This is a genomic window from Dickeya zeae NCPPB 2538 (genome assembly GCF_000406165.1).
Classification (GTDB): domain Bacteria; phylum Pseudomonadota; class Gammaproteobacteria; order Enterobacterales; family Enterobacteriaceae; genus Dickeya; species Dickeya zeae.
Genome location: NZ_CM001977.1, coordinates 288,403 through 302,311 on the forward strand (window position 1 = coordinate 288,403; position 13,909 = coordinate 302,311).

Here is a 13,909-nt window from a genome sequence, read left to right on the forward strand (position 1 = left end):
CCCTTTGTTTTGGGTTTTCGGGTGAATGACCGGGTGGTCAATGACCGGCTGAGCCGGGTCAAGGCGCCCAGCGAGCGCTGGTTAACACCGGGGCTTACTGGATATCGTCCGGGCGGCAGCCTGAGACAGCGGGTCAGTCACTTCTACAGTGCCTTGATTACGCTGATTTATATGTGGGCTTCTTCACCTGGGCATCGGTTCCACCCTCGCTCTCATACCTCATCCGTTCTCTTCTATACATCCCTGCTGTTCTGTGTGCATGAAAACATCTTCAGGGACAGTGCTGTCCACCGAAGAGTATTTATCGCTGATTTTAATATACAAAATGGGGACATAAAAAAGCCCGCACATCGTGGGCGGGCTGGGACGTTGTATATTGTGTGTTGGCGGTGAATCAGTGCAGGATTTGCGCCAGAAACGTTTGTGTGCGCTCTGAACGTGGGCTACCGAAGAAGATATTCGGTGGGGCTTGTTCAACGATCTCACCCTGATCCATAAAGATCACCCGATTAGCTACGGTTCGCGCGAAGCCCATTTCGTGGGTAACGCACAGCATAGTCATACCATCTTCTGCCAGACCCAGCATAGTATCCAGCACCTCTTTGACCATCTCCGGATCCAGTGCGGATGTCGGCTCGTCAAACAACATGATTTTCGGTTTCATGCACAATGAGCGGGCAATCGCAACGCGCTGTTGCTGGCCGCCGGAAAGCTGGCCTGGGTATTTATGGGCGTGGGCGGCGATACGAACACGCTCCAGGTAATGCATTGCCAATGCTTCCGCTTCTTTTTTCGGCATATTACGCACCCAGCACGGGGCCAGCGTACAGTTTTGCAGAACCGTCAGATGCGGGAACAGGTTGAAATGCTGGAATACCATGCCGACTTCTGTCCTGACTTTCTCAATATTACGGCTGTCATGGTTGAGTTCGATGCCGTCAACGACGATCCGACCTTGTTGGTGCTCTTCCAGATGGTTGATACAACGGATTGTGGTTGATTTACCAGAGCCAGACGGCCCACATAACACGATACGCTCGCCTTGGCTGACCTGCAGGTTGATGTCTTTCAGTACATGGAACTGCCCATACCACTTGTTTACATTTTCCAGTGTAATCATGTGGTTGGATGAAGATGTCAATGTGTCCTGGTTCATGGATAACCTCAATGGGACTTATGTCCAGTATCAAAACGTTTTTCTAAATGCTGGCTATAGCGCGACATGCTAAAGCAGAAGATCCAATAGATAATGGCGGCAAAAACATAGCCTTCTGTGGACATCCCCAGCCATGCCGGGTCAACGGTTGCCTGCTGAATACTGCTAAACAGGTCGAACAGACCGATGATGATCACCAGACTGGTGTCCTTGAACAGGGCGATAATGGTGTTGACCAGACCGGGGATCACCATTTTCAGCGCCTGAGGCAGAATGACCAACCCCTGCATACGCCAGTATCCCAGAGCCAGGGATTGGGCTGCTTCATATTGTCCTTTCGGGAGTGCCTGTAAGCCGCCACGCACCACTTCTGCGACATACGCCGACTGGAACAGGATTACCCCCACCAAGGCGCGCAGTAGTTTGTCGATGTTGGTGCCTTCCGTCAGGAACAAAGGCAGCATCACCGAGGACATGAACAGCACTGTGATTAGGGGAACACCGCGCCAGAACTCGATGAAAATCACGCAGAGCGCGCGCAGTACCGGCATGTTGGAACGACGCCCCAACGCCAGCAATATCCCCAGCGGTAACGCACCCGCGATGCCGATCGCCGCGATGATGATAGTCAGTGTCAGGCCACCCCACTGACGAGTTTCCACCCGGCTCAGGCCACCAAAGCCGCCAAACAGCAACCACCAGGCAAGTAGCGGATAGACTATGCACCAGATGGCGATATAACGGCCACGGCGCGGCAGATTACGCCAGAACATCGGCAGGATGCTGATCAACGCCAGTACCAGTGCGAAGTTAATGCGCCAGAGCTCTTCCCGTGGATAAAGCCCGTACATGAATTGCTCGAAACGGGCATGGACGAATACCCAGCAGGCACCATCACTGGTGCAGTCTGCACGGGTTGAACCGACCCAGTTGGCCTTGAAGATAGCCCAATTGAGTAACGGTGGGATCAGGGTCCACAGTAACCACAGGCAGACCAGCGTCAACACGCTGTTGGTGACATTGGAGAACAGGTTCCGCCGCGCCCAGACGATGGCGTTGCTAATGGGCGTCGGATTGGATGGTGTGTGTGTTGTCATAGTCATCCTGTTCCTTTAACGCTCAATTAAGGCGATTTTCCGGTTATAGATGTTCATCAGTAATGAGATCAGCAGACTGATAATCAGGTAGACCGACATGGTGATGGCAATGGTCTCAATGGCTTGTCCGGTCTGGTTCAGCACCGTACCGGCAAACAGCGACACCATATCCGGGTAACCAATGGCAGCCGCCAGTGACGAGTTTTTCACGACGTTCAGATACTGGCTGGTTAACGGCGGAATGATGACGCGCAGTGCCTGCGGCAGGATGACTTTGCGTAAGGTGACCGGTTTTGGCAGACCCAGCGACAGTGCTGCTTCATGCTGCCCGTGAGAAACAGACTGGATACCGGAGCGAATGATCTCAGCGATAAACGACGAGGTGTACACCGATAATGCCAGCGCCAGCGCCGCCAGTTCCGGAATAAGTACCAGACCACCGCTAAAGTTAAACCCTTTCAGGGCGGGGAAATCCCAGTGCAGTGCCCGGCCAAAAACCAGATGAGAGAGGCCGAGCAATACTACCAACATTGCGATAGGAATAGGCCAGTAACGGCGTCGCTGGCCGGTCAGCTCATGGTAGCGTTTATTCCGACGATACAACGCGATCGCACATCCCAGAGAGATGAGTAGCGCAAGCAAAGACGGGAGTGCCCCTGGGCCAAACTCCGCTGCTGGAATGTACAGGCCGCGGTTACTAAGAAAAAAGGTATCGAACGCGCTGACTGCCTGACGAGGGCCGGGCAGATTGCGTAATACCGCGAAATACCAAAAGAAGATCTGCAGTAACGGTGGGATGTTACGAAACGTTTCGATATAAATCGTTGAAAGTTTACGCAGCAGCCAGTTATCAGACAGACGTGCCAGACCGACGATAAACCCCAGCAGTGAGGCGCAAATAATACAGATAGCTGAAACCAGCAACGTATTAAGCAGGCCAATAACAAAAAACGCGGGCATAGGTGTCATCCTGATCGTAGTCAATCAGGTGCTGAACGATGCCAAAGCCAGCGCTGTTATTTAAAAAGGCAAAACCTGACGTAATTCCACGCTGTGAGAGGTTCGTGACGGTATTGTGCAGCAGGTAAGCGGCGGCAACCACCACGATGATGACAGCAAGGATTTGATACAACCAGGCGCGCACCGCTGGATTAGTCAGTGATAAATCACCTTTCACGGTTGGGCGTTGCAGCATGTTGGAGCCTCAGTGACGGATAAAGCAAGGGCACGGCTGGTTCGCAGCACGTGCCCGTTTTTGCATCAGGAGTTAGCGAACAGCAGGGGCGTACTGGATACCGCCTTTGTTCCACAGTTCGTTCAGGCCGCGCTTGATTTTCAGCTCACTGCCCTGACCTACGTTGCGCTCAAACACTTCACCGTAGTTACCGACCTGCTTAACGATTTTATACGCCCAGTCATTCGGCAATTTCAGATCTTTACCGAAGTTACCTTCTTTACCCAACAGGTGCGCCATGTCCGGAGTGGTCGGCTTGGCAGCTATCTGATCGACGTTTTGAGAGGTCACACCCATCTCTTCGGCGTCCAGCATGGCAAACAGTGTCCAGCGAACAATGGCAAACCAGTCTTCGTCACCACGACGTACAACCGGTCCCAACGGTTCTTTGGAGATCACTTCCGGCAACACGACGAAGTCGGCCGGTTTACCCAGTTTGATACGCAGGGCGTACAACTGTGACTGATCGGAAGCCAGCGTATCGCAACGGCCTGAGTCCAGTGCTTTGGCGCTTTCGTCAGAACGGTCAAAGGTCACCGGGGTGTACTTCATATTGTGGGTCTTGAAGTAGTCGGCTACGTTCAGCTCGGTGTCGGTACCGGCCTGGATACACACGGTGGCACCGTCCAGTTCTTTGGCGCTTTTCAGCCCAGCTTTGTTATGAGCGAGGAAGCCGATACCGTCGTAGTAGGTCACGCCGGTGAACAGCAGGCCCATGCTACCGTCACGGGATGAGGTCCAGGTGGTGTTACGGGACAGCACATCCACTTCGCCGGATTGCAGAGCGGTGAAACGCTCTTTAGCTGTCAGTGGGGTGTATTTGACTTTGTTGGCATCACCAAAAATGGCTGCTGCGACGCCACGGCAGACGTCAACATCGATACCGGAGTATTTGCCGTTGGCATCGGCATACGAGAAACCAGGAAGCCCATCGCTGATACCACACTGTATGAAGCCTTTCTTCTGAATGGCATCAAGCGTTGCGCCCGCATGTGCCTGGTTGATGAAGGCGAACAGTGAAGCGCTGGCTACCAGCGTGGACATAATCACTTTTTTCATAATCATCGTATGTGCCTAATGTAATTGTAATGTGCTTGTTGTGTTGTGGCGCAGTCATGGCTGCGCCTGCTCTGTCTGTCAGTGGGTCGGCATGATGAGCCGGACACCGTCATTAACAATAAGCAAAAACGGTGCCAGCTTGTCATAACGGTAGTACAGGCAGAAAACTAAATCGTATCCGTGGCGAATCGGGATAAATGGGTGGTATGGGGGGATAAAGCAAAGGCATAGGGTGCACCAAAATGGTGGAATTGTTCTCCCATTGATCCAATTTGGTGCAACTTGTGTAAAAAACTGCGGTTAATGCGCTGCCGCTGCCTCAAGGAGAGCAATAGCCAGCGGTGGTGTTATCTGTTTTAGTGCAGCGCGTTCCGGCTGAAACAGGGTGCCGACAAAAAAGGGGTGATCGATGATTTCGATGGCGCGAATATCGCCGTTGTCATCCACACCAGACACCCGGATGCCGGCGGCGATGAACGCATCCCGAAACGCTTCATTGATGCCGTAGCGGCAACGGTAGCCTTCGGTGATCGCCTCATGACCGTAGGCGCGTGCGATGCGTGAATCAGGCAACAGACGGATATCTCCCTCTTTTTCCACCATTTCGCACTGTAACGGGGTAATTACCGAACGGCCTTCCTGCGTCACTTCCGCATTGTTGGCGTCGTGCCAGCCGAGCGCATGGCGGGCATATTCCAGCAGGGCGTACTGGCAACCGCCACAGGTGCCCAGAAAGGGGATACGTGTTTCGCGGGCAAACCGAATGGCTTGCAGGATATTGTCGTCGTGACGGTATGGGCTGGCGGGAACGCACCAAATTGCATCGAAGGCATGAAGCTGGGCGATCGACAACTGCTCACTGTCTATCCATTGGTAGTGCATCGTGAGATTTAACTGGCGGGCAGCAAGGGCAAGAGCAGGGGGAATAGCCTGATGGGCGGTGACGGTTGAGGTGTAGTCACCTATCAGCGCGATATTGACAGTCTGTTTCATGACATTCTCCGGCTGGTAAAAAAGAAGGCTACAGAAAACCGGGGAAAATGTCGAGTTTGTTTGATGATGAGCGTGGCAGGCTGGACAGCCTGCCGAACGAGGATTAATGCGCTATGTGCAATATTAATGCACGACGTGACGTTGGTAATATTTTTCGAGTCGCGTCTGTAATTTACTCAGTACCGTACTGAACATCAGGTAGATGAGCGCGGCTTCGATATACAGGATGAGTGGTTCATAGGTGACCGAGACAATCCGTTGCGCGGCCAGAAACATTTCCGGCACCGTGATCACGGCAGCCAGCGAGGTATCCTTGACCAGCGAAATAAAGGTGTTAGCCAGCGGCGGCAGCGATACGAATACCGACTGCGGCACAATCACCCAGCGAATAGCCTGTGCGCCGCTCATACCGAGCGAATAGGCCGCGTTCCACTGGCCTTTGGGTACGGAAAGAATCGCACCACGTACTATCTCTGAACTATAGGCACCCACGTTCAGGCTAAAGCCAATCAGCGCGGCCGGAAAGGCATCCAGCGTGATACCGGCACTGGGCAAGCCATAGAAAATCAGAAAGAGCTGGACCAGCAGCGGCGTACCGCGAATCACCCACACATAAAAGTCACAGATCTTTTTGAGCGGAGTGGCACCGTACAGGCGTAACAACGCCACCAATACGCCGATCATCAAACCGAGAATAAAGGAGAGAATCGCGAGAGGAACGGTGAAGGTCAGTCCGGCGGAAAGCAGACTCCAGAAGGAGTCTGCCATAAGTTGTAGCCATGATGGCATATCTACAATAGCTCCGATATCAATGCATTATTTGGAAACGTCTTGTCCAAAGTATCGCACAGAAATCGTCTTATAGGTGCCGTCTGCTTTGATTTGATCCAATGCTTTATTGAGTGCATCAACCAGTTGCGGCTGATTTTTGCGTACCAGAATGGCGGACGGATCGCCGCTTTCTGCGGTGGCGACCACTTTCACATTGGCGTCAGGTTTGTGTTTTTTGAAGTCCAGGAACGACAAGTTATCGTTCAGGGTCGCTTCCGCGCGGCCGCTCAGTACCAGCTCCAGTGACTGGTTAAAGCCATCGGTCGGGACGATTTCCGCGCCGTAGCTGGTGGCCAGTTTGGAGTAGTTACTGGTCAGGCTTTGGGCCGATTTATGGCCTTTCAGATCGTTGAACGATTTGATGCTGGTGTTATCACCACGCACGATCAGCACGGATTTGGCATCGATGTACGGCTTGGAGAAGTCATACTTTACCTGACGTTCTTTGGTGACACCCACCTGGTTGATGACGGCGTCATAACGTTTGGCGTCCACACCTGCGATAAGCCCATCCCAACGGCCTTCAACGAACTCTGCTTTTACGCCCAGTTTTTCTGCTACCGCACGGCCGACGTCTACATCGAAACCGACTAACTTGCCGGAGGCATCGTGGTAAGTGTAAGGCGCGTAAGTGCCTTCCGTACCGAATTTAATCACACCGGCGGCTTTGATAGCGCTAAGGTCGTCCTGTGCCTGAGCCAGTACGCTGGTAACCAGTAAAGCGCCGGTAAGTAATGCTAAGCGAGATTTTTTCATCATTGTTCCTGCCAGATATGGCTGTTGCCGTTGTGAGTCAGAAATGCTGCGAATTTACGTGATGTCGTGATGTTTGCCAAGTCCATAAAGACATGGCTTATATCTGCTATGAATATAGTGAGTACCCGCATTTTTTACCACAGCGTGTCACAGGTTGGGGTGACGGGCGGTCGTGATATACGGTGGTAACAATCGGTTGCCAGACTTGTGCTTTCCCGCCATAGCCTGTTGCCTGAGGAGGAGCTATGAAGCTCAGACTTGCCAGCTATAACGTTGAAAACCTGTTTCATCGTACCGCGATTCTTAACCTGCCTGACCCCCAGCAAAGCAGTGAACTGCTTGAAAAAGTACGCCAGCTACAAATGCTGCTGGAAAATGATAACTATGACGATGCCTTGAAAGAGCGGGTTTTTACCCTGACCAGTAATCTCCAGCCTTATATCGACCTGCGTGTTGATGGCGGTTCGCTGGGTAGCTGGAAAAGTGAAGCTGGCAAGACCAGTTTTCGGATTAACAAAAGCTGCCGGGGACGAGGTGATTGGTTAGGCGAGCTGGTGTTTCGTTCCGAGGCGTTTAGCGACAAGCAGCGCAAAAATACCGGGCGGGTGATCAACGCACTGAAGGCTGACATCCTGTGTGCAGCCGAAGTGGAAAATATGGCGGTGCTGCATGATTTCAACCAGCAGATTCTGGCAGACCAGGCCTTTGCTCAGTATGTCATGATCGACAGTCCGAATGATCCGCGTGGTATTGATGTCGCCTGCCTGACGCGCCACCGCATTACCCAACTACGCACCCACATTTTTGATACCAGCGCGTCGTTTTCCCCGCTGTTTAGCCGTGATTGTCTGGAAGTGACGATCGATATTGGCCTGACGCAGCCAGTGCATGTGCTGTGTAATCACTTCAAAAGCCAGAACGGACGTAACGATGAAGAACGCGAGCGGTCTGCCAGACGGCGGCTCGCTCAGGCGGAGCGTGTGGCCGATATCGTGCGCGGATACAACCTGCAGCAAGAGTATGTGGTGTTGATGGGCGATCTGAACGAGGATAGCGCCAACCCCTGGCACAGCCTGGTGCCGCTGTTTTCTGTGCCGGATTTGCACCCGGTGGTCGATCCCGTTTTGCCAGAAACAGCACGCTATACCTATTATTTCTCCGGCGGTAAGTCTGGCGAACGTTTGAACCAACTGGACTATATTTTCGTTTCCACGCCGTTACATCAGGCAAAGGTCGACTGGGGCATTGAACGGCGCGGTATCTATAACATCGATAAGATTGCCGCGAAAGAAGGGGCTGATCCGGTGACGCCGTTCCCGACCGTGACCTCCTGGGATACCGCCGCCTCGGATCACGCCGCTATCTGGGTGGAATGTGATCTGCACTGAGCCGGATGAGTACTGCGAAAGCAACGGGCCCGCTTTTTGGCAGGCCCGTTGTTCTTTGTCAGTGTCATCTGTAGGTGTTCGCTGTTTTTTCTCTGTCAGTAAGGTTGTCCGATGTTGATGATAGTGCTGATGGTATCGCCAAAGAATGTCACTCGACTCAGGAAGATACCCAGCAGCGCAATCACGACCGTTGCGACGGAGACGGCTGTTTTTTGCCGCTGGCAGGATAAACCGAATGCAATGATAAAACAGATTAACCCACCCCAGAAAAATGGCGATGACCCCCATTGCTCTGACGTCATACGCATGATGGTTCCGCCACTACGCCAGATTAACGGTGCGGTGATCAGCGCCAGAATCAGCAACGTTAATCCGTGACGTAGGGGCGAAATGGCCGAGGTTTTATCCAGTAGCGGGAGGGCCGCCGCGCCCATCACCCAGGCCGTCAGCAAATATAAAATCATCGGGAGTCCATTGTTGATAGCGACCATCGCAGGTGCGGCGTAGGTCAGCCCCTGCACAATCACCAGCACGATCCCCATCACGGCGGCGGCTATCACCGTCACCTGTTTTCCATCCGTCAACAGTGCCAGTGCGATAGTGGCAGCAAAGAGTACTGCTGCCAGAATTTCCCGGCTAAGCCATGAATGCTTGAGATTGATAAAGGCGTTATAACCGTGCAACGGGTCTGCCAGATGGAAGGTCGCGCCAATCAATGACACGGCTAGCACCACGCCGGTGATGAACCAGGCTTTGCGTTGTGGCACCGTGTGATCGCACAGACGCCGCCAGGCCAGAAACAGTGCCATGCCAACAGCGGTCTGGCTTAATGATGTAAAGAAAACCAAAGGTAGCTCATAGTGTTCCATGATTATTCTCCAGCCTGTTTTGGCGTGCGAGGCATGATGAAACGCGTTCCGGGGTTCAGCGATGGCATAACCGGGTAGCCCGGCGGGTATTGTACGGCGTTGGCGGGAACGGCCTGTTCGTCAAGGTCTATCATGGTTAATGCGCCCACCGGACAGGCTTCAACGCAAGCTGTCTGTAACCCCACATCCAATCGTTCATAGCACATGCTGCATTTTTCGGCTTTGTGGGTGACCTCGTTGAATTTAGGGGCACCGTAGGGGCAGCTGCGCAGGCAGTTTTTGCAACCGATGCAGCGCGCCGGGTCGTGCACCACAATGCCGTCTTCACGCTTGGTATAGGCTTCGACCGGGCAGGCATCCAGACAGGCGGGATGCTCGCAGTGATTGCACGCCAGAGAATAAAACGCCCTCTCTTCGTGCGGGTAGATAGATTTCCCCAGTGGGTAAACATAGCGCCAGAACAGGTCCGGCTCTAACTGATTAAAACTTTTGCAGGCCATGGCGCAGCCACGGCACCCAATACATTTTTCACTATCGACCAGGAATGCGCGTCTCATGCTCTGGTTCCTCCCATCACTCTGCTTTGCGCCGGTGCCGACGTTAAGGCGATATCAGCGAACTGACAGTGAATGGCGGAGCCCGGCGCACCCGTCTTCATTTTTCCCATATCTGATGAGGTATCATCGACGACGTTTTGTACGTTAAACGCTTGTTTGTTAAACCAGGCCTCGTACATCAGCAGCATGTCTTGCGGTACGTTGGTGGTCAGTCTGGCTCTGACGGTGACGTCGCCAATGCCATTAAAGACGCGTACCCAATCGAGTTCACGGATACCTTTTTGTTGCGCTGCTAGCGGGTGGAGGTAGACAAAAGGTTCCGGGTAGAAGACCTGCATCCAGTCCAGATTGATGAACTGAGAATGCAGGCCGTATAGCGTGTGGGGGGTAAAGAGTTGGAACGGTAAATTTTTCTCTCTTCCCGGCCGGTACTCGGGCAGCAGAGCATGACCATTCTCCTTACACAAGGCCGATGTAAATTCGTATTTGCCGGACGGCGTCTTGAACTTGCGATCATGCCAGGCTGCCGGGTGGGGAAGTTTGGCTTTGACCGGACCATCCAGCAACGTTTCCCATGACGAGATACCAAACAGCTTGTAGATACTGTCGTTAAACTCTTTTGCTACCCATTCTTTGCCGTCAATATCCTGCGGGAAGGTGCAGGAGCCAGGAGATAACCGGTTCATAGTGCGCGAAAGCGCAGCCGCGATGTCCAGGTCGGATTTGCACTCGTACATCGGTTTAATCGCTGGCTGATTGATAGTCAGCCAGTAGTGCCAATACGAGACCGAGATATTCCACTCTTCCATCTGTGTGGTCGCCGGTAACACGATATCGGCCTGCTCCACCGTCTGATTAAAGAACTGGTCTACGCAGACCACCATCTCCAGTTTATTGAAGGCTTTCAACATCTTGTTATGGTCGAAGTCCTGGGAGAGTGGGTTTTTGCAAGACACCCATAGCATGCGGATCGGCGGATCGTTGGTATCCAGTATCGATTGTGCGGTTTTATTGATATTCAGGCTGCGATCGGTATAGCTGGATGCTTCTTTAGCGCCGAAGTCGAACTCCCCTTTAGGCCCGCTCTGGCCGGTAAAACCAACAGAACCGGCGGGTTGTTTCTGCATCATGGCGTGGTAGTTGAACCCCCAGGTATAGAGGTGGCCGTAGCGAGCGCCACCGCCCTCCAGACCGATGTTGCCGCTCATGGCGACCAACGCGTCAATGGCCCGCACATTGGCACCGCCATTGATATGTCGCTGCATACCGTAGCCTATCCAGATTGTCGCGGGTTTGACGGCAGTAAATTCTTCTGCCAGCTGGCGAATCGTCTGTGCAGGCAAGCCACATTGTTCAGATGCCCATTCAACCGTGACATTTTCCCGCAGGTATTGCGCAAACTCTGGGAACCCCAGCGCGTATTGCGTGACAAATTCGTTATCAACCAGCCCGTTATCCAGCAGATGTCGTGCCATACCCAGCGCCAGTGCGCCGTCGGAAGCCGGGCGGATCCGTAAGTACAAATCCGCTTTGGCGGCGGTCTGGGTCAAAATGGGGTCGATGACCACCACTTTGGCTCCGCGCTCCCGCGCCTGATAAAGGTATTTCATACTGTGCAGGGAGCACCAGGCCGGGTTAGCGCCCCAGACAATGATATATTTGGATTTGGCCAAATCTTCAGGGTCGTTGCACCACATATCGCCCATGTCGTAGCTCTGAGCATCAATACCAGCTGGCCAACACGGCGTACCGACAAAGCGGGTGGTGTAACCTAGCGAGGACATCATGCCTTCAACGCCATAGTTGAGGATGCCGAGGTTGCCTGAATACTTGGTGAGTGCCAGACCCAGTAATGACCCGTCTTTCTTTTTGATTTCCAGTATTTTGTTGGCGATGCGCTCCATCGCTTCATCCCAGGAAATACGACGCCATTTTCCCGAGCCGCGGCCATCCTGAATCATCGGGTATTTGATCCGGTCAGGGCTGTAGACGCGGCGAGGGTAGGTGAGCCCTTTAAGGCAAGGCATTCCGTGGGTAAAAGTAGACTCTTTTGCGCCGTCAATGTAGGCGATAACGCCATCTTTCACATAGGTTTTCAGGCTGCACGTGTCATAGCAGTTTCGCGGACATGAGTTCCGGAAAATCGTATAGCTGTTCGGGTTGTAAGGAATAGGAGCTTGCGCACGAGCCTGACGAGGCAGTAACAAGCCACCGGGTAAGCTGGCCGCAACACCAGTAATGGCGAGTGTCTTTATAAATCGCCGTCTGTCGGGGGAATTGGGGGTGTCACGCATGTGATGTTCTCCGTTGCAAATCGAAAAACCAAAGCGATAGCACGTCGACCACCGATGAAATTACCGGTGTTGGCGCATGGTTGTTGATGCGATCGATAAAACGCGGTAACCACTGTCCCAGATGGTCATGGGCCAGCCAGTACAGGGCATCATGCTGTGCTGGTGTGGGAGAGAGACAGGAAAAGAGCAGTAAACAGGCGTCAATCTCGTAAGCGATATGGTCGTCAGGAAGGCTATTCTCCTGCGGTACCTCATACCCGAGCTGATGGTACAGCTGGCGGACTTCCAGCGTACATTTCCCCATCACCTGCGGCTCTGCATGCAGATAAATACCGGCATAAGGTGGCGCTGGCAGCGTCATTGGGCCGACGAACAACCGGTTAAAGTCATACTCGACTTCCAGCCAGTCATCCTGCGTCAGGTTAACTGGCAGCGTCACCCGGTGCTGGCAGAGGGGATGAAGGCGGGTACAGACCGAAGACAGCGAGCCAGATACTGGAAACGCAAAAAAATCACGCAGGCACATGCCGATGGATACCCACTCCTCACGGGAGAAAGGCGCAAGCGGTATTGAAGACGGCACAGAAGGGTTCTCTTCGCTAAAGGAGGGGGTGTGCGCATTCATAACGGACGTTCTCATGTACTGATGAATAATCACACTATAGAACTATGTGGATCGTTCATTTTTTGATTAACCACATGGTTTGTACTGATATTTGTTGGTGACGCGACAATAATCTGTTGATGCGATTGTGATCACAGTTTGCCGTTGGCAGGCGAAAAAAGGATGTGCGTTAAATAGTCCACCGCTATCCAGGCTACCTGTGTGATGACAGGGGCGTTTTCTAATCGGCAGAGTGGAGAAAAGGGAATGACAAATCAGTATCGGGTGGAAGGTAAAACCGCGTTGGTGACGGGTGGTGCCCGTGGCATTGGAAAAGCGATTGTTGAGCGATTGGCGGCGGAGGGTGCCGCTTTTATTGGTATTCATGATATTGACGATTCGCACGCAGCACAGGAAACAGCAGCAAGAGCACGGGAGCTGGGGGCGCAGGCGGTGGTGATACCCGCTGACTTCGCCGTTGATCCGAAGCAACAAAGCCGGGCGCTGTGGGCGCGATTCCACCAGGCGCTTGAGCAGGCTGGGGGTGGTGGCCTGGATATTCTGGTTAATAACGCTGGTATCTCCCCCCTGGCGACGGTGGAGGACACCTCAGATGATCTGTACGACCAGGTCATGGCGATTAACGTGACGGCCCCCTTTTTCTTGATACAGTCGGCCGGGCCGCATCTGCGTTCAGGGGGGAGCATTATCAACATCTCTTCTGCCCGTACCCGAATTGCGGCGGCTAACCGGGCGGTATATGCCGCGTCAAAAGGTGCCATTAATGTCCTGACCCTCTCGCTGGCACCGGAGTACGGCGCACGCCATATTACTGTTAATGCGATTGCCCCCGGTGTGACGGAAACCGAGATGGTGAAAACGATGCTGGAGGATGCGGCCATTCGCCAGAAAGCGGAGCGTTATTCCGTTTTTTCGCGTCTTGGTCAACCGCAGGATGTCGCGGCGGTGGCGGTGTTTCTTGCCTCGGCGGATGCCCGTTGGATAACGGGGCAGGTGTTGGATGCGTCAGGAGGCTCGTGTCTGTAAACCGCAGGCTACAGCGTGATACCG

At 53.3% G+C, this 13,909-nt stretch carries 13 protein-coding genes and 1 pseudogene; 3 read left to right on the top strand and 11 right to left on the bottom strand.

Annotated features, from left to right (window positions below; translation table 11 throughout):
- On the top strand, positions 1 to 393 hold a 393-nt coding region (locus DZE2538_RS21155), incomplete at its 5' end, for a hypothetical protein (protein WP_236616987.1).
- 1 nt (position 394) lies between these two features.
- On the opposite strand, the gene DZE2538_RS01330 is transcribed toward DZE2538_RS21155, so the two are convergent.
- The 7 genes and pseudogenes from DZE2538_RS01330 to DZE2538_RS01360 all read right to left on the bottom strand — a co-directional run bounded on the left by DZE2538_RS01330 (position 395) and on the right by DZE2538_RS01360 (position 7,126).
- On the bottom strand, positions 395 to 1,156 hold the full coding sequence (locus tag DZE2538_RS01330) for an amino acid ABC transporter ATP-binding protein (protein ID WP_038915400.1): 762 nt from the start codon (positions 1,154 to 1,156) through the stop codon (positions 395 to 397).
- An 8-nt stretch (positions 1,157 to 1,164) separates the two neighbouring features.
- Positions 1,165 to 2,259 carry an amino acid ABC transporter permease gene (locus tag DZE2538_RS01335; RefSeq protein ID WP_038915401.1) on the bottom strand — a complete coding sequence of 365 codons (1,095 nt, stop codon included), beginning with the start codon at positions 2,257 to 2,259 and terminating at the stop codon, positions 1,165 to 1,167.
- A gap of 9 nt (positions 2,260 to 2,268) precedes the next feature.
- Positions 2,269 to 3,448, bottom strand: a pseudogene (locus DZE2538_RS01340) (amino acid ABC transporter permease).
- A 72-nt stretch (positions 3,449 to 3,520) separates the two neighbouring features.
- Complete coding sequence (locus DZE2538_RS01345) at positions 3,521 to 4,546, bottom strand: amino acid ABC transporter substrate-binding protein (protein ID WP_038917083.1); 1,026 nt, start codon at positions 4,544 to 4,546, stop codon at positions 3,521 to 3,523.
- 300 nt (positions 4,547 to 4,846) lie between these two features.
- Entirely contained in the window at positions 4,847 to 5,539 is a 693-nt protein-coding gene (locus DZE2538_RS01350; protein WP_023638689.1) for a CTP synthase C-terminal region-related (seleno)protein, read from the bottom strand.
- Positions 5,540 to 5,662: 123 nt separating this feature from the next.
- Positions 5,663 to 6,328, bottom strand: a complete 666-nt coding sequence (locus DZE2538_RS01355) for an amino acid ABC transporter permease (protein ID WP_019843536.1) — start codon at positions 6,326 to 6,328, stop codon at positions 5,663 to 5,665.
- A 27-nt stretch (positions 6,329 to 6,355) separates the two neighbouring features.
- Positions 6,356 to 7,126: an amino acid ABC transporter substrate-binding protein gene (locus tag DZE2538_RS01360; RefSeq protein ID WP_023638691.1), complete on the bottom strand. Its 771-nt coding sequence runs from the start codon at positions 7,124 to 7,126 to the stop codon at positions 6,356 to 6,358.
- Between the two features lie 245 nt (positions 7,127 to 7,371).
- On the opposite strand from DZE2538_RS01360, the gene DZE2538_RS01365 reads away from it, so the two are divergent.
- Complete coding sequence (locus DZE2538_RS01365; protein ID WP_038915402.1) at positions 7,372 to 8,514, top strand: endonuclease/exonuclease/phosphatase family protein; 1,143 nt, start codon at positions 7,372 to 7,374, stop codon at positions 8,512 to 8,514.
- A gap of 95 nt (positions 8,515 to 8,609) precedes the next feature.
- On the opposite strand, the gene DZE2538_RS01370 is transcribed toward DZE2538_RS01365, so the two are convergent.
- From DZE2538_RS01370 to DZE2538_RS01385, 4 genes are read right to left on the bottom strand one after another with little or no spacing between them, the layout of a single operon-like run.
- Positions 8,610 to 9,383 (bottom strand): dimethyl sulfoxide reductase anchor subunit family protein, encoded by a 774-nt coding sequence (locus DZE2538_RS01370; protein ID WP_038915403.1) that lies wholly within the window; start codon positions 9,381 to 9,383, stop codon positions 8,610 to 8,612.
- A gap of 2 nt (positions 9,384 to 9,385) precedes the next feature.
- Positions 9,386 to 9,940, bottom strand: coding sequence for a 4Fe-4S dicluster domain-containing protein (locus DZE2538_RS01375; RefSeq protein ID WP_016943134.1), 555 nt, complete (start codon positions 9,938 to 9,940; stop codon positions 9,386 to 9,388).
- On the bottom strand, positions 9,937 to 12,234 hold the full coding sequence (locus DZE2538_RS01380) for a molybdopterin-dependent oxidoreductase (RefSeq protein WP_038915404.1): 2,298 nt from the start codon (positions 12,232 to 12,234) through the stop codon (positions 9,937 to 9,939). Before DZE2538_RS01380 ends, DZE2538_RS01375 begins: the two co-directional genes overlap by 4 nt.
- Positions 12,227 to 12,859, bottom strand: coding sequence for a TorD/DmsD family molecular chaperone (locus DZE2538_RS01385; RefSeq protein WP_236616988.1), 633 nt, complete (start codon positions 12,857 to 12,859; stop codon positions 12,227 to 12,229). The genes DZE2538_RS01380 and DZE2538_RS01385 overlap by 8 nt, the downstream gene beginning before the upstream one ends.
- 246 nt (positions 12,860 to 13,105) lie before the next feature.
- Between DZE2538_RS01385 and DZE2538_RS01390 the strand changes: the two genes are divergently transcribed.
- Positions 13,106 to 13,885: an SDR family NAD(P)-dependent oxidoreductase gene (locus tag DZE2538_RS01390; RefSeq protein WP_038912905.1), complete on the top strand. Its 780-nt coding sequence runs from the start codon at positions 13,106 to 13,108 to the stop codon at positions 13,883 to 13,885.
- Positions 13,886 to 13,909 lie beyond the last annotated feature (24 nt).